Source organism: Brevibacterium marinum, assembly GCF_011927955.1.
GTDB classification, from domain to species: Bacteria; Actinomycetota; Actinomycetes; order Actinomycetales; family Brevibacteriaceae; genus Brevibacterium; species Brevibacterium marinum.
On the sequence record NZ_JAATJN010000001.1, the window covers coordinates 190,327 to 211,382 of the forward strand.

The window sequence follows — 21,056 nt, forward strand, 5'->3', positions numbered from 1 at the left end:
GAACGATCGCGCTCCCGCGACACGATGCCGAGTGCGGAGGAGCAACCACCGGTGGGGACCACCTCGCGCGGGGAGACCTATCGGTCTACCGGTGGGTGACCTTGCGCTTGAGGCTGCGGGAGAGCAGGCCCGCTTCATCGACGAGGAGACGGCCGACCTCCTCATGGTGATCGGCGATGCGCATCGTCGGGCCCGAGATGCCGACGGCCGCGACCACCCGGTCATCCATGCCGAACACGGGTGCCGCCAAGGCGTCGAGGCCCTCTTCGAATTCCTCGTGCACGATCGCATACCCACGTTCGCGCACCTCGGCGAGGTTGTCCATGAGCTCCTTCCGCGACCCCAGGCTGTGCGGGGTGCGGCGCTCCAGACGTCCCGTGGGGATCGGGATGATGTCGAAGGCGTACATGATCTTGCCCAATGCCGAGCAGTGCGGCGGGACTTCCACGTCGACCCAGTTCGTGGCGCCGAGGACGAAGGTCGAGTCGACCTGGGCGACTTGGACGACCCCGGTCGAGCTGGGCATGGCCAGATTGACCGTCTCCCCGGTCTCCTCGCTCAGTCGCTGCAGGGTGGGATCGGCCGCGGAGACCAGGGTTTCGACCCGATCGAAGCGCGAGGCATAGGTCGCGAACAGGGCCCCACCGCGATAGAGCCCGTCTGCGTCGCGTTCGACGAGACCGTTGCGTTCCAGGGCAGAGAGCAGGCGTGAGACCGTTGAACGGGCCAACTCCGTCGACTCCACCACCTCGGTGTAGGAGATCGCATCGTCGGCCTTCACCACCAGCGACAATATCTCTGCCGCACGATCGATCGACTGGGTCCCATTGGTCATAGTGCTCAACTCCGTCGGGGAATGATATGCCGCGACACCATCGGCGCTCCGGCGGCATTCACCCTACAGCACACCCGGTTCACACTGTTCGAGTTGTGCCATGTGAGCTACAGTTTCGAAATGAGCAACAGCGAGACGAATTCCGGCTCCGTGCAGTCCGTCGACCGCGCGGTCACGATCCTCGAGGTCATCGCCCGCACAGGACTGGCCGGGGTCACCGATATCGCCGCCGAGCTCGAGGTACACAAGTCGACGGCTTCGCGCATCGTGGCCACGCTCGAAGCACGAGGACTCGTCGAACAGGACCAGCACCGCGGGAAGTACCGCCTGGGCCTGGGCATCCTCCGTCTCGCCGGGGCCACGACCGCCAGACTCGACATCGTCCAGGAAGCCCGACCCATCGCCAAGCTCCTGGCCGAACGCACCGGTGAGACGATCAACATCGCCGTACTCTCCGACGGCGCCGCCCTCTACCTCGACCAGGTCGCCGGCACCGCCTCCGTCCAGAGCCACAACTGGGTCGGCCAGCGCATCCCCCTGCACGCGACCTCGAACGGCAAGGTCCTGCTGTCCGGGCTGAGCGAGGCAGGGATCCGCAGGACCCTCGAAGAGAAGCTCCCGACCTACACCCCGCACACCGTGACCTCCCTGCCTCGACTGCTCGACCAGATCGCCGAGGTGGTCGAAGCCGGGCACTCGGTCGTCATCGATGAGCTCGAAGTCGGCCTCACCGCCGTGTCCGCCCCGATCCGCAACGCTCATGGCGATGTCATCGCCTCGATCTCGGCCTCGGGCCCGAGCTTCCGCTTCACCGGAGACAAGGTCGAGGCCGCCAGAGATCTGCTGATGGGTGCGGCGGCCGACGTCTCGGCACGGTTCGGGTGGCGCCAGCGCTGAACGCCTGACGACGCGAGCGCTGACGACCGGTTGCCGCCGAACCCTTGACACACCTCGGCGGGCGGAGGACGATCAAAGCACTCAGTTTCATATAGCGCGTCACGTTGCACAGTGCGCAACATGTGCCGTTGGAGGCGAAGACGCTTCCAGAGAGGAGCCTGACCATGGCTTCCGTCCCCGCCCAAGCCAGTGTCGTCGTCGTCGGCGCAGGCATCGTCGGCAACAGCCTCGTCCACCATCTGGCCGAGCTCGGCTGGAGAGACATCGTCCAGGTCGACAAGGGCCCACTGCCCAATCCCGGCGGCTCGACCGGGCATGCCTCGAACTTCATCTTCCCCGTCGACCATTCCCGCGAGATCACCGACCTCACCCTCGACAGCATGCGCCAATACAAGGAACTCGGCGTCTTCACCGAGTCCGGCGGCTTCGAGGTCGCCCGTACCGAGGAGCGAATGGAGGAGCTGCGTCGGCGGATGGCCTCGGCGCAGGCATGGGGCATCGAATCCCACCTGGTCGGCCCCGAGGACGTCGCGGAGAAGGTGCCTTTCCTCGACCCCTCGGTCATCGTCGGTGCCTTCTGGACGCCCGGTGTCGGGGTCGTCGACTCCGTGGGTGCCGGGACGCTGATGCGCGAATCCGCGCAGGACAAGGGAGCGCTCACGGTGTCGCCGAACACCGAGGTGACCGGCATCGACGTCGAGAACGGGGCGATTGCGCGGGTGCACACGAGCAACGGCCCGATCGAGACCGACAAGGTCCTCATCGCCTGCGGAGTCTGGAGCCCGCGCATCGCGGCCATGGCCGGTGCCGCGCTTCCACTGACTCCGGCCGTGCACCAGATGATCAGTGCCGGGCCCGTCCCTCAGCTGGCCGAGCAGACGGGCGAGATCTCGTTCCCGATCGTGCGCGACATGGACGCCCTCTGCTACGAACGCCAGCACGGATCCGATATGGAGATCGGCTCCTACGCCCACCGGGCGATCCTCCACGAACCCGACGACATCCCCTCGATCGAGGCGGCGAAGCTCTCCCCCACGGAGATGCCCTTCACCGACGAGGACTTCGACCCGCAGCTCGAACAGGCCCTCGAACTCATGCCCGACGTCCTGTCCGACCCGGACGTCGAGATCCGCTACGCGATCAACGGTCTGCTGTCCCTGACTCCGGACGGGCCCCCGATCCTCGGCGAATCGCCCGAGGTCAAGGGTCTGTGGTCGGCGGCGGCCGTATGGGTCAAAGAGGGCCCGGGAGTGGGCCGAGCCGTGGCCGAGTGGATGACGAACGGGCTGCCCGAGATCGACGTCCAAGGTGCCGACATCGCCCGCTTCCACCCGCACCAGCGCACCCGCGAACATGTCAGAGCCCGCACCTCCGAGGCCTTCATCAAGACCTACGGCATCGTCCACCCGGGCGAACAGTGGAACTCCGACCGCAACGTCCGCCTCTCCCCCATGCATGAGCGCGAGAAGGAACTCGGCGCCGTCTTCTTCGAAGTCGGCGGCTGGGAACGCCCCCAGTGGTACGAGTCGAATGCGCCCCTGCTCGAGGAGTTCGGCGAGCGCGTCATGGACCGCACCGCGGAATGGGACTCCCGCTGGTGGTCGCCGATCATCAATGCCGAACACCTCGCCCTGCGTGAGCGCGCCGGTCTCGTCGACCTCTCGAGCTTCGTCATCTTCGACGTGATCGGTCCCGCCGCCCTCGACGCGGTCCAGGCGATCGTGCTGGCGCAGATGGACGTGAGCATCGGCCGGGTCGTCTACACCCCGGTTCTCGACGAAGCGGGCGGCTTCCGCTCGGACCTGACCATCATGCGTCTGGGTCACGACCGGTTCCGCGTCGTCACGGGCGCCGCCCACGGCATGGTCGACGTGAAATGGTTCGCCGACCGCCTCCCGGACACCGGTGCCCAGATCGCCGACCTCACCTCCTCGTGGACGACGATCGGCCTCTGGGGGCCACGCGCCCGTGACATCCTCTCCCAGGTCACGAACGCGGACGTGAGCCACGAGGGCTTCAAGTTCGGCACCGCCCGCACCATCGAGGTCGGGTCGCTGACGGTGCTGGCCTCCCGCATCTCCTACGTCGGCGATCTGGGGTGGGAGCTCTACGTCCCCATGGAATCCGGGCTCAAACTCTGGGACACCCTCACCGAGGCGGGCGGGGAGCACGGTCTCGTGCCCGTCGGCCTCGGCGTCTACGGCACCACGGGTCGCATCGAGAAGGGCTACCGCTCCTTCGGGGCCGAACTCGACTCCGAGCGCACCGTCGTCGAGGTCGGCATGGCCCGCCCGAAGGTGAAGTCGCAGAACTTCGTCGGTCGCGCCGCCCACCTGCGGCACAGGGAGGAGGACCCGAAGACTGTCCTGTGCTCCCTGACCGTCGACGATCAGACGAGCTCCAGCGGCGTGCAGCGCTTCATGCTCGGCGGGGAACCCATCCTGTCCCAGGACGGCCGGCCGTTGGTCGACGGTCACGGACGGAACTCCTACGTCACCTCGGCGGGGCCGGCTCCGAGCCTGGGAAAGCACGTCCTCATGGCCTTCCTCCCTCCCGCCGAGGCGGTTCTGGGCAACCAGCTCACCGTCGTCTACATGGAGGAGTCCTACCCGGTGACGGTGGCCTCGATCGATTCGACCCCGCTGTTCGATCCCAGCAACGAGAACATCAGGAGGTAGGCGATGGACATCCTCGTCTGCATCAAACGCGTCCCCGACATCTCGGGCCAGATCACGCTCGACGACTCCGGCACCGACATCGACGACTCCGGACTGGGCCACACCACCTCGGCGCACGAGGAATGCGCGGTGGAGCTGGCCATCCAGACCGCGGCTGCCACCGGCGGAAAGGTCACGGTCCTGACCCTCGGTCCCGCCGAGGCGGTCGAACAGCTGCGCGCGGCCGTGGCCGTCGGCGCCCACGACGGAATCCTCATCGAAGCCGAGGACCCGTCGGTCTTCGCCCCCGAGGACATCGCCCAAATCATCGGCGACGTCATCCGCGACCTCGCCGAGCAGGGGCAAGGCTTCGACCTCGTGCTGCTGGGCAACGATGCCGCCGATACCGGCGACTTCCAGGTCGGCATCCGGCTGGCCTACGACCTCGGCTATCCCGTGCTGACGGGAGTCCAGGCGCTGAACGCGACGGGCGGTGCCGGCGGAGGCTCGGGCAGCTCGGGCGGCTCAACCGGAGCGTCGGAGGCCGGAGCGCTCGAGGCACGTGGGATCGGACCGGCAGGGACCGAGATCTTCTCCCTCGACCTGCCCGCCGTCATCGCCGTCCAAGAGGGCGGCGTCGACCCCCGCTACCCCTCGATCACCGGGCGGATGAAAGCGAAGAGGGCCCGCATCGCCGAGTACGTGGCCCCCGAACCGGGGACCGGCAATCCGCGGCTCGGCCTCGAACTGCCGCCCGAGACAGCGAGCGCGGTCACCGTTCTCGGCGAAGGACCGGATGCGGCCGGTTCCCTCGTCGACGTATTGGAAGAGATCGGAGTGATCAGGTCATGACACTCGTATTCGTCGAAACAGATGAGACCGGCCAGGTGGCGCTGACCTCCGCCGAGGCGGTCACCTTCGCCCGCACGAACGCCGCGGCCCTCGCCAGAATGGCGGGCTCGCCGTCTGAGCAACCCTCCGGCGCCTCAGCAACCTCAGGCGGGGTTGCTCAGCGACCGGAAGGTAGCTCAGAGGAAGGTCTCGGGGTCGACGTCGCCGTGATCGGCGCGCTCACTGACGCTGCCGGCGAGCAGCTCGCATCCCTGGGCGTGGGGCGGATCCATCACTTCGAGTCGGCAGATCTCGAGGCGTATTCCGCTCCTGCCTGGGCGCAGGCGCTCGTCGAGATCGCGCCGGAGACCGGGACGGTCCTGGCCTCGGGGACCCCTCGCGGGATGGAGCTCATGGCGCATGTGGCGGTGCGGACCGGGGAGCGGATTGCGGCCAATGTCGTGGCCGCCGATGACGAGGGTCTGCTGCGGCAGGTTCTCGGCGGGGCCGCGTTCGAACGCCTGAACCTCGACGGTGACCTGCAGGTTCTCACCATCGCCGGTCACGCCTGCACTCCCGAGGAGACGACACCGACGTCCCCGGAGGTCCTTACCCATTCCCCGGAAGTCGCAGCAGAGGACCTGCGCACACGAGTCGTCCGCACCGAGGTCGAAGCCGCCGATGACACCTCGGGGCTGACCCAGGCCCGGGCCGTCGTCGGCGCCGGTCGTGGGGTCGGGTCACAGGACGGATTCGACGAGGTCCTCGAACTCGTCGACCACCTCGGCGGGGCCCTGGGAGTCTCTCGTGTGGTCACAGGTCTGGGGTGGCGTCCGCACGCGGAGCAGGTCGGTCAGACCGGCAGCCGGATCACCCCTGACGTCTACATCGCCTGCGGGATCTCCGGCGCGATCCAGCACATGGCCGGCATCGAGGGCGCGAAGACGCTGATCGCGATCAACACCGATGAGGAGTCGACGATGGTCCAACGCGCGGACTATGCGATCATCGGCGATCTCCACGAGGTCGTCGGAGCCGTCAACGAGGAGATTCGCAACCGCCGCGGCTGAGGCCGGTCACAGCCCCAGTTCGGCGATCACCGCCTCGGTGTCGGCTCCGGTGACCGGGGCTCGCCGAGGTGGTTCTGCGTTGGCACCGCCGCCCGAACTCACGCCGGGAGCAGTCGCGTCCGGAGCAGCCTCACCCCGAGCAGTCGCGTCCGGAGCAGTCGCCGCTTGAGCAGTCGCGCCCAGAGCAGCCTCGCCCAGGGCGCTGAACCGTGGTGCCGGTGCGGGTTGGTCGATACCGGCCTCGTCCGTGCAGAAGAGCCCACGGTGGAGATTGTGCTCGTCGGACTTCGCCTCGGCCATGGTGCGGACCGGTTCGACACAGGCGTCGCTGCCTGAGAAGAGCTCCTCGAGTTCGGCCAGTGTGCGTGAGGACAACTCCTCGGCGAAGACGGTCCGCAGGCTCGGCCAGTGCTGCGGCTGCCAATGGTCGAGTCGGTCCAGGGGTTCGGGCAGCCGGTCCTCGATGCCCAGGCCGCGGACGAACTCGGCGAAGAACGGCCCTTCGATGCAGGCGACGGTGACGTACCTGCCGTCGGCGGTGGGGTAGACGTCGTAGAACGGCGCGCCCGAGTCCAGGAGGTTGTGTCCGCGGGCGTCGTGGCGCCACATTCCCAGCTCGGAGAAGCCGTGCATCATCGAGTACAGGAGGTTGGCGCCCTCGACCATGGCGGAGTCGACGACGGTGCCGACGCCAGTGGTGCGGGCACTCGTGAGCGCGCCGAGGACACCGACGACGAGGAGCATTCCGCCTCCGCCGAAGTCGCCGATGAGGTTGGCCGGGAACTGCGGTGGGCCGCCGGCGCGACCGAACTGGTTGAGCAGCCCGGCCGAGGCGATGTAGCCCAGGTCGTGGCCGGCCTGCTGCGCCTTCGGGCCGTCCTGGCCGTAGCCGGTGATGCGCCCGTAGACGAGTGCCGGATTGAGTGCGTGGAGATCGTCCGGACCGAGGCCCAGGCGCTCGGCAGCACCCGGCCGGAACCCTTCGACGAGGATCTCGGACTTCGCGGCCAACGACCGGGCCAGCTCGATGCCGGCCTCCGATTTGAAGTCCACGGTCACGGATCGCTTGCCGCGGTCGAGGACGGGGTTCATCGGTTGGCCGGCGGTCTTCGGCGGATCGAGGCGAATCACCTCGGCGCCCATATCGGCCAACATCATCGTGGCGAAGGGGCCCGGGCCGATTCCACCCAGGTCGAGGACACGCACACCGTCGAGCACTGTCATGATTTCCTTTCGTCGATCAGTCCTGTTTAACTATAGAACGATCGATCAGGTACACAAAGACGGCGGGTGTCGCGACGGCACCGGGGGCCGAACCGATTTCGGTCCCGATCCGGAATCTGAAACGATAAATGCCGGTCGCGCTCCGGAGCGCATCCCCCCGAGTTCCCGGCAGAGAAGATGAGAGGTCATTCGTGGAGACATTCGAGTATTCCCCAGAGGTCCGCTGGTCCGATCAGGACCTGCTCGGGCACGTGAACAATGCGCGCATGATCACGCTCATCGAGGAGTGCCGCGTCAGGTGGCTCCACAAGGAGAAGGCCGAGCGGATCACCGGCGGCGGCATGCTCGTCGCCCACCAGTCCATCGACTACCTCCTCCCGGTCATGTACGGCCCCGAGCTCAAGCTGACGCTGAGCGTGTCGAAGATCGGCAACTCCTCATTCACCGTGCACACGCGCGGTGATCAGGAGGGCAGGCAGGTCTTCGGCTCCGATGTCGTGCTCGTCCACCTCGACCGCGAGACCGGTCGGCCGGCTCCGATCGCCGAGGACATCCGCGGTCTCCTCGAGCGCTACTTCGCCGCCTGAAGCGCCGAGGCAGGCTGAGGTGCCGAGGCACGATGGCCGTTCTGTTCATGCTCGGTGATGCCCACCGCGCATAGCCTGAGAGCATGAAACTCGACGCGATCTCAATCATCACCGCCAACATGCCGGCCGCAGTGCAGTTCTACACCTCGCTCGGCCTCGACCTCGTCGACGGCGGCGCGGACACCCCGCACACGGAATTCACCTCCGGCAGTCTCCGCCTCCTCCTCGACACCGAGAACGTCATTCTCAGCATCGACCCCGAGTGGACGAGGCCGACCGGTGGCCACAAGATGTCCCTGGCCTTCGACTGCTCCACCGCCGAGGCGGTCGATGCGACGTTCGCCCAGCTCACTTCCAGCGGGTCCGGTTCGGATCCCGTGGCGGGAGTCGTCCATGCACCCTGGGATGCGTTCTGGGGCCAGCGCTACGCCGTCATCTCCGATCCCGACGACAACACGATCGACCTCTTCGCAGCCCTCTGAGCAGTCCGCACGGATCGCTTCGCATACGCGATCTCTTCGCCGCGTTCGGCCGACTTACCGCAGCTGCCCGACACGGCCACCTGACTCACCGGCCGAGCAGTGACCTCTCGTCTCGCCACAGGTGCGCTGCATCGGCGTAGCCTGCCGCCGCTGCGGCCGCCGTGCGGGTGCGACCGGCATCGATGAGTGCTCGCGCGGCCTGCCATCGCAGAACCTTCGACAGGTGTTTGGGCCCGTAGCCGAACCATTCGGCCGACAGCCTCCGCAGCTGCCGGGGCGAGTACGCGAACCGGGCGGCCACCTCGGCGATATCGCTTCGCTGCTGATCCTGTCGGACTCCCAGGAGCGTCGCCAGCTCCAGGGGCCTGAGATCGATGTCGACCCGGGAGGCCAAGGTCTCGGCGACGGCCAGCAGCCGACTGGTGTGGGAGTGCCCGTCTGATGCTGACACGGGATCGGCAACGGACCGAACCTGCCCCGCACCCGTCGTGAGGCGCCCGATCACCGCATCGAGCGGAGTGACTCGGTCGGCGAGCTCGGCCGCCGAGGTCGCCAGCAGCTGCGGGAGCACACCGGGGTCGAATCTCAGTCCCACGATCGGCGCCGGTGCGCCGCGGGTCGATGCACCGGCGAAGGTGCGCGCGGTGGAGTCGGCGCCGGCGATGACGACCTCGGAGTCGATGACGATGAGGTCCATGCACCCGTCGGGCACGATGAGGGAAGGTGCGCTCACAGCCGCCGCGTCGGACGATGACGCCTCGGCGGACGGTGACGATAGGACCGGTTCCGGGGTGGATGCCCACAGTGCGGCGCGGAGGCTGGGGATGCGCGTCTCCGAGTACATGGGAATGCTCGTCCCTCTTCAGTCTCGAGCGGTATTCTTGGAATTCATCGGCTCGTCCGCATCGGACGCCGCCCGATCTCAGACTAACCGGTACCCGTCATCCCCGGGAAGGAACAATGGCAGCTGCAACCCCGTCGCCGACATCGGCACGTCGGCAGGAGCGGCACGTCACTGTCTTCCTCGATGTCGATGGGGTGCTCAACTCGTATCCGGTGCCCAAGCTGCGCATCATGGCCGAGGGCCGGAAGAAGCTGCGGGCCTGGGACTACGAGCTGCACTACAGGCCCGCCGTCATCGCGTTCTTCGATCGCCTCGTCGAGACCCACGAGGTCGACGTCGTGTGGCTCTCAACCTGGTCCCAGCGGTGCAAGACCGAACTGGAGCCGAAGTTCGGGCTGCGCAACTCCTTCGCGGTCATCGAGATGCCCGATGAGACCCACAATCGGTACGCCGACGATCCGCAGCTGTGGTGGAAGGCCCGCGCCATGGAGGACTGGCTCGCCGCGCACGAGCACGGCCGCGCCGTCTGGATCGACGACGACCTCGCGGCACCGACGACCCGTGAGTACTTCATCGAACGCTATGCACCGAGCCGACTCAAACTCATCGCTCCTGATTTCGCCCAGGGCCTGACGAAGGCGCACCTGAAGGAGATCAGGGAATTCGCCTACCCGAAAGAGGATTCATGACGCGCATCGGTCTGCTCGACTCAGGACTCGGGCTGCTCGGCACCGCCGATGCGCTCTTGCATCTGGCTCCGCATGCGGACCTGATCCTGGCGATGGACCCGGACTTCACCCCGTACGGCAGCCTCAGCCCGGAAGCGCTCGAGGCCAGGGCACTGAACTCGGCCGCGGTGCTCGCGGAGTGGGAACCCGATGCGATCGTCATCGCCTGCAACACCGCATCCGTCCAGGCCCTCGAAGCGGTCCGCGCCCGCTATGAGCCCGAAATCCCCGTCATCGGGACCGTGCCGGCGGTGAAGATGGCGGCCGGGACCGGGCAGGACTTCGCCATCTGGGCGACGCCTGCGACGACGGGCAGCGCCTACCAGCAGAACCTCATCGACACCTTCGCCGCCGAGGTGGCCGTGTCCAAGGTGGCATGTCCGGGACTGGCCGAGGCGATCAATGAGGCAGATCTCGTCACCATCGACGCCGCCATCGACGCGGCGCTGAACCAGATGGAGCCGGGCGTGGAGACCATCGTCCTCGGCTGCACCCACTACGGCCTCGTCGCGGATCGGATCATGGCCGCGCGCGCCGGAGCGATCACGCTGTTCGACTCCCCGATTCCGGTGGCGAAGCAGACGCTGCGCAGGATCGGAGTCGAGGCGCACGGCGTCGGACCGAATCAGCCCGACACGGGCATGGTCATCGCCACCTTCGCCTCGGGTCGGCTCATCCGGCTCCCGCAGTCACTGGCTGCCTACCCGGCCGGAAGACGCCTGCTGACGCGGGAACGGGCCGTGGCTCGGACCCCGTGAGGCCGTCGCAAACCGCTGGGCCCGTCCTGCTCTTTGAGCCATCGCCGACAGTCGCCTCGACATTGTCGCCGCGACGGGTCTTTTTCGCTGCAGCGGGGGTACTGTGAAAAGACAGGCAATCGTCGGAGGAGGCGATTCGATGTTGGTCCTATCCATCATCTTCGGACTGATCGTGCTCGGTGCCATCGGCCTGGGAAACAGTCTGAGGATCGTCAAACAGTACGAGCGTGGTGTCGTGTTCCGCTTGGGGCGAGTCTCGAGCGACGCGAAATCGCCGGGCATGACGGCCATCGTGCCCTTCGTGGACAGGCTGGAGAAGGTCAATCTGCAGATCATCACCATGCCGATCCCCGCCCAGGAGGGAATCACCCGCGACAACGTCACGGTCCGGGTCGATGCTGTCATCTATTTCAAGGTCGTCGATCCGCGCAAGGCGATCGTCGACGTCGAGGACTATCAGCTCGCCGTCGGGCAGGTGGCGCAGACCTCGCTGCGCTCGATCATCGGCCAGAGCGAACTCGACGATCTTCTCACGAACCGCGAGCGGCTCAACCAGGGCCTGGCCATCATGATCGACAACCCGGCCGTCGACTGGGGTGTCCACATCGACCGGGTCGAGATCAAGGATGTCGCTCTGCCGGAGTCGATGAAGCGATCGATGTCGCGTCAGGCCGAAGCCGAACGCGAACGCCGTTCCCGTGTGATCATCGCCGATGGTGAGCTCCAGGCCTCGAACAAACTCGCTGAGGCCGCCGAGGCGATGTCGGACACTCCCTCGGCTCTGCAGCTGCGTCTGCTCCAGACCATCGTCGAAGTCGCCGCGGAGAGGAACTCGACCCTGGTCCTGCCCTTCCCCGTCGAGCTGCTGCGCTTCCTCGAGGGGAACACCCCGAAGGGCACCGGTGGCGGCGGTGTCACCGCCACGAGCACCTCGGCGGAGGACGCTGCTGACGGTCACTCCTCTCAGCAGTCGGCCGACATCGACGAGATGATGCGGGCCCTGGCCGCCTCGGTGAAGCTGACGGAGGAGCAGGCGGAGACCGACCCGGTAGAGGCAGACGAACCGAGACATGCTCCGAGCGAGGAAGAGCGGGAGACGGGAGACAGAACCTGAGCGCTCAGCGAGCTTCCATTCCGAGTGACTAGGCTGGGGCCATGGACTTGAAGCGCGCCAGCAGAACAGTCATCGTCAACGGAGTCATCGCCTTCCTGGTCGGACTCCTCATGATGGTGTGGCCCGGAGCCACCGCCGAGGTGGTAGTGCGCATCTTCGCCGCCTGGCTGGCCGTGATCGCCGTCTCCTCCCTGGTCCTCGCACCGAAGGGCGGGCGCACGGGGAGTCTGGTGGCCCGGTCCGTCATCCTCATCCTCCTGGGTGCCCTCATCTTCTTCTCCCCTATGTTCTTCGCGGCCTTCGTCACCGTCCTGACCGGGTTCGCGATCATCTTCTTCGGCTTCCTCGCCGTCACCGCCTCGCTGTTCATCCGACGTGTGGGGGTGAGGACGTGGTGGCTGCTGACGACCATCGGAATTGCCGGAATCGTCCTCGGCGGCTTCTTCCTCTTCGCGCCCCAGGCCGGAATCACCGCGCTCATCTTCACCCTCGCGGCCTTCATCGTCGTCGTCGGCATCGCCCTCGTCGCTCTCGGCTGGCGTCTGCGGAAGACAGCTCAGGCCATCCGACAGGATCCGCACCGCAAGCCGCCGGACGACGGCGGCGACATCATCAGCGGCGAAGTCATCGAATAGGGCCGGGCCGCCTCGGCGCAAGGATCCTCCCTGTGGGGAGCCATGGCCTTCTACGTGGAGGCCTACGACCGGTTCGACTCGATTCCTCACAAATTTGGTTCAAACTCTGGAACATCGGCCAGGCTCCGTGCTAACTTATTCGACATGGGAACATTGAATCGCAGCGCAATGACAGCGCTCAGCTTCTACATTCGTGATCGCCGCGCCTGACGGCGCGCTCGACTCACTTTCTGTGATCCGCTGACCTCATCGAAGCCTCGGCGGCATCGGTCCACTGACGGACCTGCCACCGTCGAGTCGAACGAGCAGGATCTGCAGCAGCGCGCTGTCAACCCGGACGATCATCTGCATCCGGGGCGAAGTCGCAAACCACTGACACTCGTCACTGCGCATTGCGTTGCCTTGGGTGCTCCACTCTTCACTTCCGGAGCGCGCCCATGCGACCTCATTCATCATTCGGCGGCCGACACGAACTCGGCCAGAACTTCCTGCATTCACGCTCAGCCCTGCACACGATCGCGAACTTGGCCCGCGCCACCACCGGCCCCATCCTGGAGATCGGTCCCGGCACCGGCGCGGTGACTGCCCAGCTGTACACGCTCGGCCGACCACTCACGCTCGTGGAACTCGACGAGACGAGGATCTCTCACCTTGAACACTCATTCCCGCGCGCCCAGGTCAGACACGCAGACGTCCTGAACTCCCGGATCGACCAGCCGGTGATCGTCGGCAGCCTGCCGTTCCACCTGACCACGCCCATACTGCGCAGACTTCTGCGTGCCAAGAAATGGCAGAGCGCCATTCTGCTTACCCAATGGGAAGTCGCACGCAAACGCGCCGGCGTCGGCGGATCGACCATGATGACCGCCCAATGGGCGCCCTGGTTCGACTTCCGACTCATCGAACGGGTCCCGGCGCACGCGTTCACACCGAAGCCCAGCGTCGACGGTGGAATCCTCACCATCGAGCGCTTGATGACCAGCCTCGTGCCGTTCCGGCACAGGTCCGACTACCAGCAGTTCGTCCGCGCAGCCTTCACCGGACGCGGACGCGGAATGAAAGGAATCCTCACGAAGATGAACCTCACCGACAGTTCCACGCTGCAATCGACCATGGACCGCAACGACGTCAGAGGAGACACCTTGCCGCGAGACCTCGATCCAGAACAGTGGGCCGGACTGTATTCGGCCCTGCACACGAGCAGCGCCCCGGCAGCTGCACCGAAGCAGACCAGCAGATCAGGAGAGAAGGGAAGCACCATGCGAGACGACAAGAGAACCGAGAAGCAGAGCATTCCGTCCGGAACCGGCGAGATTCCCACAATCGCCCAGACGCCGGTGATCACGGGCGAAGTTCCGATCATCGGCGCCGAGCAGGCGAACAAGAAGCTCGAGGCGCAGATCCCCGGCCTCGATGCCGATGTCAAGGCGAAGAGCCACGACAAGGGCCACTTACAGGCCGAACGCGGATACATGCCCCAGCACGGCAAGCCGTCACAGCCTCAACCGCGGTGGAATCTCCCGCGACGCCGCGGCTGACGGCAGCAGCCGGCCGAGCGACTTCCGTCGGCGGGGATTCACACCACACGTGGGCACGAGTCATTCGTGCCCACGTGTGGTGTGCGCGCGTCGCCGGGCCCTCGTGCCTGCGTGCCTGCGTGCCTGCGTGTCTGTCCGCGTGCCCACGTGTCCATCATCACAGCGCGAAACACGACTCGTGAAAGTGGCCGCCGAGCCGGCGACAACCATCCTGCGCATACCATCTGACCTGGAACGTCACGTGAACTCCCGGGGATCTGCACTCAGTGTGCATCTGCTGTTCGCGCGGTCCGATTCGTTGATTCACCGTCCGTTCACCTTCTCCTTAACCTGGCGGACATCAAGCATGCGAATCATGGGAGACAGCTGGAAACACATCTCATGATCCTCGCTAGGAGAAGCGCATGACCCAGGCTCTGGCCCCGGAGACCTTCACACCGACGCAGACCGTCGGCCGCAGCAATGATCGCCGCTGGCACCTGGCCTTCGGTGCGCTGCTCGCGATCACCCTCATCGCCTTCACTCTGTGGTCATTCGACTACGTCGGCTCCGGCGCCCCTCGCATGGTGCTGATCACGACAGTCATCTTCGGCGCGTTCATGGCCTTCAACATCGGCGGCAACGATGTGGCCAACTCATTCGGCACCTCGGTGGGCGCAGGCACACTGACGATGAAGCAGGCTCTCCTCGTCGCAGCCGTGTTCGAAGTCAGCGGCGCTCTGCTCGCCGGCGGAGAGGTCACCGACACCATCAAGAGCGGAATCGTCGACCTCGGCGCCGTCTCCCTCGACCCGATGGAATTCGTCTACATCATGATGGCGGCCCTGCTCGGTGCCGCAGTGTGGCTGCTGCTCGCCACTCGCATGGGGTGGCCGGTCTCGACCACGCACTCGATCATCGGCGGCATCATCGGTGCTTCCCTGACCATCGGCTTCGTCACCGGCACCGGCGGATTCGCCATGGTGCAGTGGTCGGAGGTCGGCATGATCGCGATCTCCTGGGTCCTCTCCCCCGCACTCGGCGCCCTCGTCGCCTTCCTCATCTACGGCACGATCAAGAAGTACGTCCTCGGCGACGCCCTCTCTCACACCCTGAAGCCGCATATGCTGGCCCCGACCAGCGGCGACGCGCATGCCGCTGAGCCGGCAACCGATTTCGGGACCGATGCCGCGAAATCGAACGAGACGACGATCGGTTCGCACTCCACACTGCAGCGCTGGGTTCCGGTCATCGCCGCCGGTGCCGCGGTCATCATCACCGCGATGCTCCTGTTCAAGGGCCTGAAGAACATCGACGTGGCCATCGGCACCGTCGGCGGCATCCTCGTCATGGCGATGATCGGCCTCGCCGTGTGGATGGCGGTGTTCGTCTTCGCGAAGACCCTGCGCAAACAGACCGTGCCCCGGGCAACCTACATCCTCTTCTCCTGGATGCAGGTGTTCACCGCTTCGGCGTTCGCCTTCAGCCACGGCTCCAATGACATTGCGAACGCGATCGGGCCCTTCGCCGCCGTCCTCGACGTGCTCAGGACAGGGACAGTCGACGCCGAGGCGACCGTGCCGTTCGCGGCCATGCTCACCTGCGGAATCGCCCTCATCGCCGGCCTCTGGTTCATCGGCCGCAAGGTCATCGCCACGGTCGGGACCAAGCTCACAGAGATCCACCCGGCATCAGGCTTCGCCGCCGAACTCGCCGCCGCAGGCGTCGTCATGGCAGCCTCGATCAGCGGTCTGCCCGTCTCCTCGACCCACATCCTCATCGGTGCGATCATCGGCGTGGGTCTGGTCAACCGCTCGGCGAACTGGAAGCTCATGAAGCCGATCGCCATGGCCTGGGTCATCACACTGCCCGCCGCCGCGAGCATCGGCGCCATCGGCGTTCTCACCATCCGCACGTTCTTCGGCTGAGTCGCAACCGCTCATCACGGCGGCCCGGACCAACAGCAGACGCCCTGGTCCGGGCCGCGACGCGCCCCCGAGAAGACGGTGCCGTCATGTCACTGGAAGCCGACGAAAACTGGCCAGGGTTCTCCGCGGAGGAGTCCCTCCAATGGGCCCGCGCTCTCCTCAGCCACTCGCCCCAGGCACTGCCGCCCAGCTGCAAGGGGCTCGCGTTTGCAGACATCTCGAAACGGAATCGCCACGCCGGACCGGACTGGGTGCGAACCGCCGAACAGGCTCGCGTCACCGACTTCACCCCGGTCCTCTGCAACTCACTCTTCAAGTCTTTGCGGACAATCGACCCCCGACCCCTTCTTCTGGCCCCCGAAGAACCGTCAGATCACGCAACGTGCCTGAGTTCCGTGGGTTCCCTTCGTGACCCAGGTGTGGCACGAGTGGCCGCAGGCTCAGGAGAAGTCCTGGGACCTCGGCGTCATGCTCAGGTCGCTGTCAGATATACCGCCGAGGCGACCGTCCGATCGATCTCGATCGATCTGCCGTCGACCTCGACGGGCACTGCTGCGATCCCAGCGTCAGCAACCTCGACGTGCGCACCCGGGCGCACGCCCACCTCGGCGAGGTGGGCGAGGACCGTGGGGTCGGCGTCGGAGACCCGGATGACCTCGTAGGACCCGGGAGCCGCCTCGGCGAGGAGGAGCGAGGAATCATGGGACTGGATCTGCCCATCGGGGTCGGGGATCGGATCGCCGTGGGGGTCGGACCGGGGACGACCGAGAAACGCGTCGATGCGGTCGACGAGCCTGTCCGAGGCAGCATGCTCGAGGATCTCCGCCTCGTCGTGGACCTCGTCCCAGCCATACCCCAGGGACTCGACGAGGAAGGTCTCGAGCAGTCGGTGCCGGCGCACCATCGACAGCGCGATCGCCTGTCCCTCGGCGGTGAGCACCGGTGGCCGATAGGGCACACGGACGATGAGGCCGAGATCGTCGAGACGCTTGAGCACCTCGGTGGCATTGGCCTTCGTGGTGCCGAAGCGGTTCGCCAGCTCAGTGGCCGTCATCGGCGTCCCGCCCCATTCCTGGGCCGACCAGATCGCCTTGAGGTAGTCCTGGCTGACCTCGGACACTTCGCCTGCACGCATGCGCTCAGCGTAGCCGATGGGATCGGATTCGGTCCTCGTCCGTGGTCGCAGATGACAGTGGCCCTGTCTCCTCGGGCTCCTTGAGCTGGTCACCGGACGAAACAGGACGAACCTGAACCTGGCCGTCGGGTAGGTTCAGGTTGGGCATCGGACGAGCCGAGCGCGACACAGATCTGGCACAAGCGTGCGCCGTTCAGGGTGCGGCGAAGTGGAACAATCACAGCATGAAGTTCAGAACTCACAGATTCAGCACGACCCTGGTCTACGCAGTCACGCTCACTGTCTTCATGCTGGTCATCTTCGCACTCGTGAACGCCGGGATCGATCCCCGGGTCGGCCGCGGAGATTTCGATCCCAAGAACGCTGCAATGGTCTGCTTCGGCATGCTCGGCCTCTACCACTCGGTTGCGATCATCTTCTTCGACGACGATGACTCGCCGACGACACGCGAAGCGGCCGCAGACGCACATATCCCCCGGGCGCCCGACTCCTACACCGGCTTCATCCGTCAGGCCTGGTACAAGGTGCTGTCCGTGGGACCGATCTTCGCGGTCTTCTGCATGGCATCGGTGTTCATCTGGCATTCGTTCGCCGAGTTCCCGGGAACTCTGGGAACGGTGTGGGGCGATTACACCGCGTCGCCGCTGCCCGCCCTCGCCCTGTTCCTCCTGTGCTGGGCCGCCGCCAGCATCGGGTTCACCCTCGCAGCCGTCGCCGAGGCGTTCAACCGCGATCGCCGCGGACTCTTCATCACCGCCATGATCGTCATGTTCATCGTCGGCCTCGGCATCACCGCATGGTTCTTCTTCCTCCCGGATCAGCGGACCGGCACAGCACTGACCATCGCCGCACTCGCTCTGCCCCTGAGCCTGCTCACCCTCATCGGTGCTCGCGCCTGGGCCATCGCCCGGGTCAGTCGCTACGACGCGGCCCATCCCAGGCAGAGTGCTCGACAGCGGCGTCGTCAGGCGCGGTTCGGTCCTCGAGCGCAGCGACAGGCCTGCCCTGGTTCGCCACCGCACGACATGCTCCGCCGAGGCGAGGAGCTGCTCATGCACTTCAAGAGCGAACGCACTGCCGAACCGCAGATGCTCATTGCCACGAATCAGAGGTTCGTCCGCGCCTCCATCCTCGGATCAGATCGGACCTTCGTTCTCGAACAGGCCAGCCCCGGACAGCTGACGGGAGCCGATTCGCAGCGCATGGGCCCCGACCTGCTGACGACTGCGCACTTCCGTGACAGTCAGGACATGCGTGTGGTCGGCGGTGACCCCGAGCAGTCCCGGGCCTTCGCCGAGGCGGTCAGTCGCCTCGCACGCACCGGCAGGATCCGCCCCTGAGAGCGGGGCCGACATGACCCCTTCGCAAGCGGGCCCGCGGACTACCGAAAGGTAACGACCGGACCCTGAGAGCAGGGGGCAGAGTCTCTGGCAGAACACCGAGAGTCTAAGATGGATCGGTGCCCGATTTGGGCAAGTCCAGATTTTCCGACCGGAGGTAATGCGTGCAAGAGCCCAACGACGAGAAGATGAAACGGCCCATCGTCGAGCGTGAGCGCTTCGGCGGAACCGACAGACCGAGCCGAGACGTCGACCCCGAGAAGCTCCCTCCGATCTCCAGCACGGAAATGAGCCGAGCTCCCGCCGAGCTCTCGGACGAACGGGGATCCCGGGTCAACTGGAAGGTCTTCCTCATCTCCTCGGCGGTGATCCTCGCCTTCTCCATCTGGGCGATGCTCATGCCGGGCACCGCCCAGACGACGATGAAGACCGCAGTCGATTGGATCGCGACCAACCTCGGCTGGTACTACGTCCTCACGATCACCGTCGTCATCTTCTTCGTCCTCTGGGTCGCTCTGTCCAAGGAAGGCTCGGTCCGCCTGGGGCCGGATCACTCGAGGCCACAGTACAACCTCTTCACCTGGGTTGCGATGCTCTTCGCCGCGGGCGTGGGCATCGACATGCTCTTCTACTCCGTGACGGGACCGATCACCCAGTTCCTCCAACCGGTCGACGTCGATCCGGAGTCCGCGGCCGCCGCTCAGGACGCCGTCGTGTGGACCATGTTCCACTACGGAATCGCCGGCTGGTCGATGTACTCGCTGCTCGGCATGGCCATGGGCTACTTCGCCTATCGCTGGGGCATGCCGCTGTCGATCCGTGCAGTCCTCTACCCGCTGCTGGGCAAGCGGGTCCGCGGCGCCACCGGTGACGTCATCGACATCTTCGCCCTCGTCGGCACAGTCTTCGGCGTGGCCACCTCGATGGGCATCGGCGTCGTCCTGCTCAATGTCGGCTTCTCCACCCTCTTCGGGCTGCCTCAGGGCCTCGCCCTCCAGATCGGCCTCGTCCTCGTCGCCGTGGTGATGACGGTCGCCGCATGCACCTCGGGCGTGGACAAGGGAATCCGCCTGGTCTCCGAGCTCAACCTCTGGTGCTGTGCCGCGATGATGCTCTACATCCTCGTCACCGGCCAGACCGCATTCCTGCTCAATGCCTTGGTCGAGAACATCGGCCGGTTCGTCTTCTCACTCCCCGAACGCACCCTGACCACCTTCGCCTATGTCAGCGACGGCTCCGAGTGGATGGGCGCCTGGACACTGTTCTTCTGGGCATTCTGGCTGGCCTGGGGGCCCTTCGTCGGTCTGTTCCTCGCCCGCATCTCCCGCGGCCGCACTCTGCGTGAGTTCGTCATCGCCGCGATCACCGCACCGGTACTCTGCGACTTCATCATCGTCTCGATCTTCGGAAACTCCGCCCTGTCGGAGGTCTTCGACGGCAACTCCGAATTCGCACAGCTGGCGATCGACTCACCGGAGCAGGGGTGGTACCACCTCCTCGAGATGTTCCCGGGGGCGACGCTCCTCATCGGGATCGCGACCCTTTCGGGACTGCTGTTCTATCTCACGAGCGCGAACTCGGGCGCCATGGTGATGTCGAACTTCAGCTCCACCATTCCGAACCCCGCCGAGGACGGAGCCAAATGGCTGCGCATCTTCTGGGCCCTCGTGACTGCGGTGCTGACCATCGCCATGCTCGTCGCCGGCGGTGTGACGACGATGGAGTACGCGACGCTGATCTTCGCTCTGCCGGTGACGGTCATCGCCTACCTCGTCATGGCCTCCTTCTCCAAGGTCCTGCGCATGGAGAGAGCAGAGCGGGAAGGCCGGATCCGCAAGCGTCGGTCCACGGCCGCCCACGGTGGCAGGACTCCGGAGAAGACCTGGCGTCAGCGGCTGGCGACCCTGCGGTCCTACCCGTCGGAGAAGGCGGTCAACCGCTTCGTCAACGAGGTGGTCGAACCCGCACTCGAGGCTGTGGCCGCCGAATTCCGCGAACTCGACTACACCGTCAATCTGACCCAGGATCCGAACACGGAGTCGGGGATCACGGAGTCCACACTGATCGTCGACATGGGCGAGCAGCGCGACTTCCAGTATCAGATCGCCGCTGTCGAACACAATGTGCCTTCGTTCGGCGGGCGCAACGTCGCTCGTGGTGACGACGTGTACTACCGGATCGAAGTGTTCACCCAGACCGGTTCCGAGGGGTATGACCTCATGGGTCTGAGCAGCCAGCAGATCATCGACGACGTCCTCGACCGCTACGAGAACCATCTGTCGTTCCTCGCCTACTCACACGAGCACTCGTACCAGTCGGTCGTGACTCCTCCGACGCCGCCGGCAACGGACTCGATCCCGGCCGTGCCCACCTCGGCGGATGAGGTCGAGGAGATCGACGAGGAGATCGATCAGGAACCGGCATACGATCCCTCCTGACGGTCCGCACAGTGCCCGAGCAGTGCGCAGTGCCTG

17 protein-coding genes and 1 pseudogene are annotated in these 21,056 nt (G+C 66.0%); 14 read left to right on the forward strand and 4 right to left on the reverse strand.

Translation table 11 applies throughout. From position 1 onward, the window contains the following. Positions 1–85: 85 nt before the first annotated feature. Positions 86–835 carry an IclR family transcriptional regulator gene (locus tag BKA07_RS00805; protein WP_167949206.1) on the reverse strand — a complete coding sequence of 250 codons (750 nt, stop codon included), beginning with the start codon at positions 833–835 and terminating at the stop codon, positions 86–88. 120 nt (positions 836–955) lie between these two features. On the opposite strand from BKA07_RS00805, the gene BKA07_RS00810 reads away from it, so the two are divergent. From BKA07_RS00810 to BKA07_RS00825, 4 genes are all read left to right on the forward strand, one after another. After that, positions 956–1,732, forward strand: coding sequence for an IclR family transcriptional regulator (locus BKA07_RS00810; protein WP_167949207.1), 777 nt, complete (start codon positions 956–958; stop codon positions 1,730–1,732). Positions 1,733–1,896: 164 nt separating this feature from the next. Continuing rightward, on the forward strand, positions 1,897–4,410 hold the full coding sequence (locus BKA07_RS00815) for a GcvT family protein (protein ID WP_167949208.1): 2,514 nt from the start codon (positions 1,897–1,899) through the stop codon (positions 4,408–4,410). A 3-nt stretch (positions 4,411–4,413) separates the two neighbouring features. Beyond that, positions 4,414–5,241, forward strand: coding sequence for an electron transfer flavoprotein subunit beta/FixA family protein (locus BKA07_RS00820; protein WP_167949209.1), 828 nt, complete (start codon positions 4,414–4,416; stop codon positions 5,239–5,241). Further along, the gene (locus BKA07_RS00825) at positions 5,238–6,290 is read left to right on the forward strand and encodes an electron transfer flavoprotein subunit alpha/FixB family protein (RefSeq protein WP_167949210.1); all 1,053 of its coding nucleotides are present in this window, start codon (positions 5,238–5,240) and stop codon (positions 6,288–6,290) included. The genes BKA07_RS00820 and BKA07_RS00825 overlap by 4 nt, the downstream gene beginning before the upstream one ends. Before the next feature lie 6 nt (positions 6,291–6,296). Here the strand turns inward: BKA07_RS00825 and BKA07_RS00830 are convergent, their stop codons facing one another. Beyond that, positions 6,297–7,514: a CaiB/BaiF CoA transferase family protein gene (locus BKA07_RS00830; RefSeq protein ID WP_167949211.1), complete on the reverse strand. Its 1,218-nt coding sequence runs from the start codon at positions 7,512–7,514 to the stop codon at positions 6,297–6,299. 191 nt (positions 7,515–7,705) lie between these two features. Between BKA07_RS00830 and BKA07_RS00835 the strand changes: the two genes are divergently transcribed. Both BKA07_RS00835 and BKA07_RS00840 read left to right on the forward strand, forming a co-directional pair. Further along, positions 7,706–8,101, forward strand: coding sequence for a thioesterase family protein (locus tag BKA07_RS00835; protein WP_167949212.1), 396 nt, complete (start codon positions 7,706–7,708; stop codon positions 8,099–8,101). Between the two features lie 83 nt (positions 8,102–8,184). Further along, positions 8,185–8,583: a VOC family protein gene (locus tag BKA07_RS00840; protein ID WP_167949213.1), complete on the forward strand. Its 399-nt coding sequence runs from the start codon at positions 8,185–8,187 to the stop codon at positions 8,581–8,583. A gap of 85 nt (positions 8,584–8,668) precedes the next feature. Here the strand turns inward: BKA07_RS00840 and BKA07_RS00845 are convergent, their stop codons facing one another. Next, complete coding sequence (locus tag BKA07_RS00845; RefSeq protein ID WP_167949214.1) at positions 8,669–9,427, reverse strand: helix-turn-helix domain-containing protein; 759 nt, start codon at positions 9,425–9,427, stop codon at positions 8,669–8,671. Between the two features lie 116 nt (positions 9,428–9,543). Between BKA07_RS00845 and BKA07_RS00850 the strand changes: the two genes are divergently transcribed. From BKA07_RS00850 to BKA07_RS00875, 6 genes and pseudogenes are all read left to right on the forward strand, one after another. Continuing rightward, positions 9,544–10,116, forward strand: coding sequence for an HAD domain-containing protein (locus tag BKA07_RS00850; RefSeq protein WP_167949215.1), 573 nt, complete (start codon positions 9,544–9,546; stop codon positions 10,114–10,116). Further along, positions 10,113–10,913: a glutamate racemase gene (locus tag BKA07_RS00855; RefSeq protein ID WP_167949216.1), complete on the forward strand. Its 801-nt coding sequence runs from the start codon at positions 10,113–10,115 to the stop codon at positions 10,911–10,913. Before BKA07_RS00850 ends, BKA07_RS00855 begins: the two co-directional genes overlap by 4 nt. Before the next feature lie 139 nt (positions 10,914–11,052). Then, complete coding sequence (locus BKA07_RS00860) at positions 11,053–12,027, forward strand: slipin family protein (protein ID WP_167949217.1); 975 nt, start codon at positions 11,053–11,055, stop codon at positions 12,025–12,027. A gap of 41 nt (positions 12,028–12,068) precedes the next feature. Continuing rightward, positions 12,069–12,662: an HdeD family acid-resistance protein gene (locus BKA07_RS00865; protein WP_167949218.1), complete on the forward strand. Its 594-nt coding sequence runs from the start codon at positions 12,069–12,071 to the stop codon at positions 12,660–12,662. Positions 12,663–13,099: 437 nt separating this feature from the next. Further along, a pseudogene (erm, locus tag BKA07_RS00870) lies at positions 13,100–13,852 on the forward strand (23S ribosomal RNA methyltransferase Erm); the annotation flags it as partial. A 752-nt stretch (positions 13,853–14,604) separates the two neighbouring features. After that, positions 14,605–16,107, forward strand: coding sequence for an inorganic phosphate transporter (locus BKA07_RS00875; RefSeq protein ID WP_167949220.1), 1,503 nt, complete (start codon positions 14,605–14,607; stop codon positions 16,105–16,107). Between the two features lie 472 nt (positions 16,108–16,579). Here BKA07_RS00875 and BKA07_RS00880 read toward each other — a convergent pair whose 3' ends face one another. Next, positions 16,580–17,242 carry a metal-dependent transcriptional regulator gene (locus BKA07_RS00880; protein ID WP_167949221.1) on the reverse strand — a complete coding sequence of 221 codons (663 nt, stop codon included), beginning with the start codon at positions 17,240–17,242 and terminating at the stop codon, positions 16,580–16,582. Between the two features lie 224 nt (positions 17,243–17,466). Here BKA07_RS00880 and BKA07_RS00885 point away from each other — a divergent pair, with 224 nt between their 5' ends. Together BKA07_RS00885 and betT are read left to right on the forward strand one after the other, a co-directional pair. Next, positions 17,467–18,582, forward strand: coding sequence for a hypothetical protein (locus BKA07_RS00885; protein WP_167949222.1), 1,116 nt, complete (start codon positions 17,467–17,469; stop codon positions 18,580–18,582). A 188-nt stretch (positions 18,583–18,770) separates the two neighbouring features. Further along, positions 18,771–21,020, forward strand: a complete 2,250-nt coding sequence (gene betT, locus BKA07_RS00890) for a choline BCCT transporter BetT (protein ID WP_167952732.1) — start codon at positions 18,771–18,773, stop codon at positions 21,018–21,020. Positions 21,021–21,056: the final 36 nt, after the last annotated feature.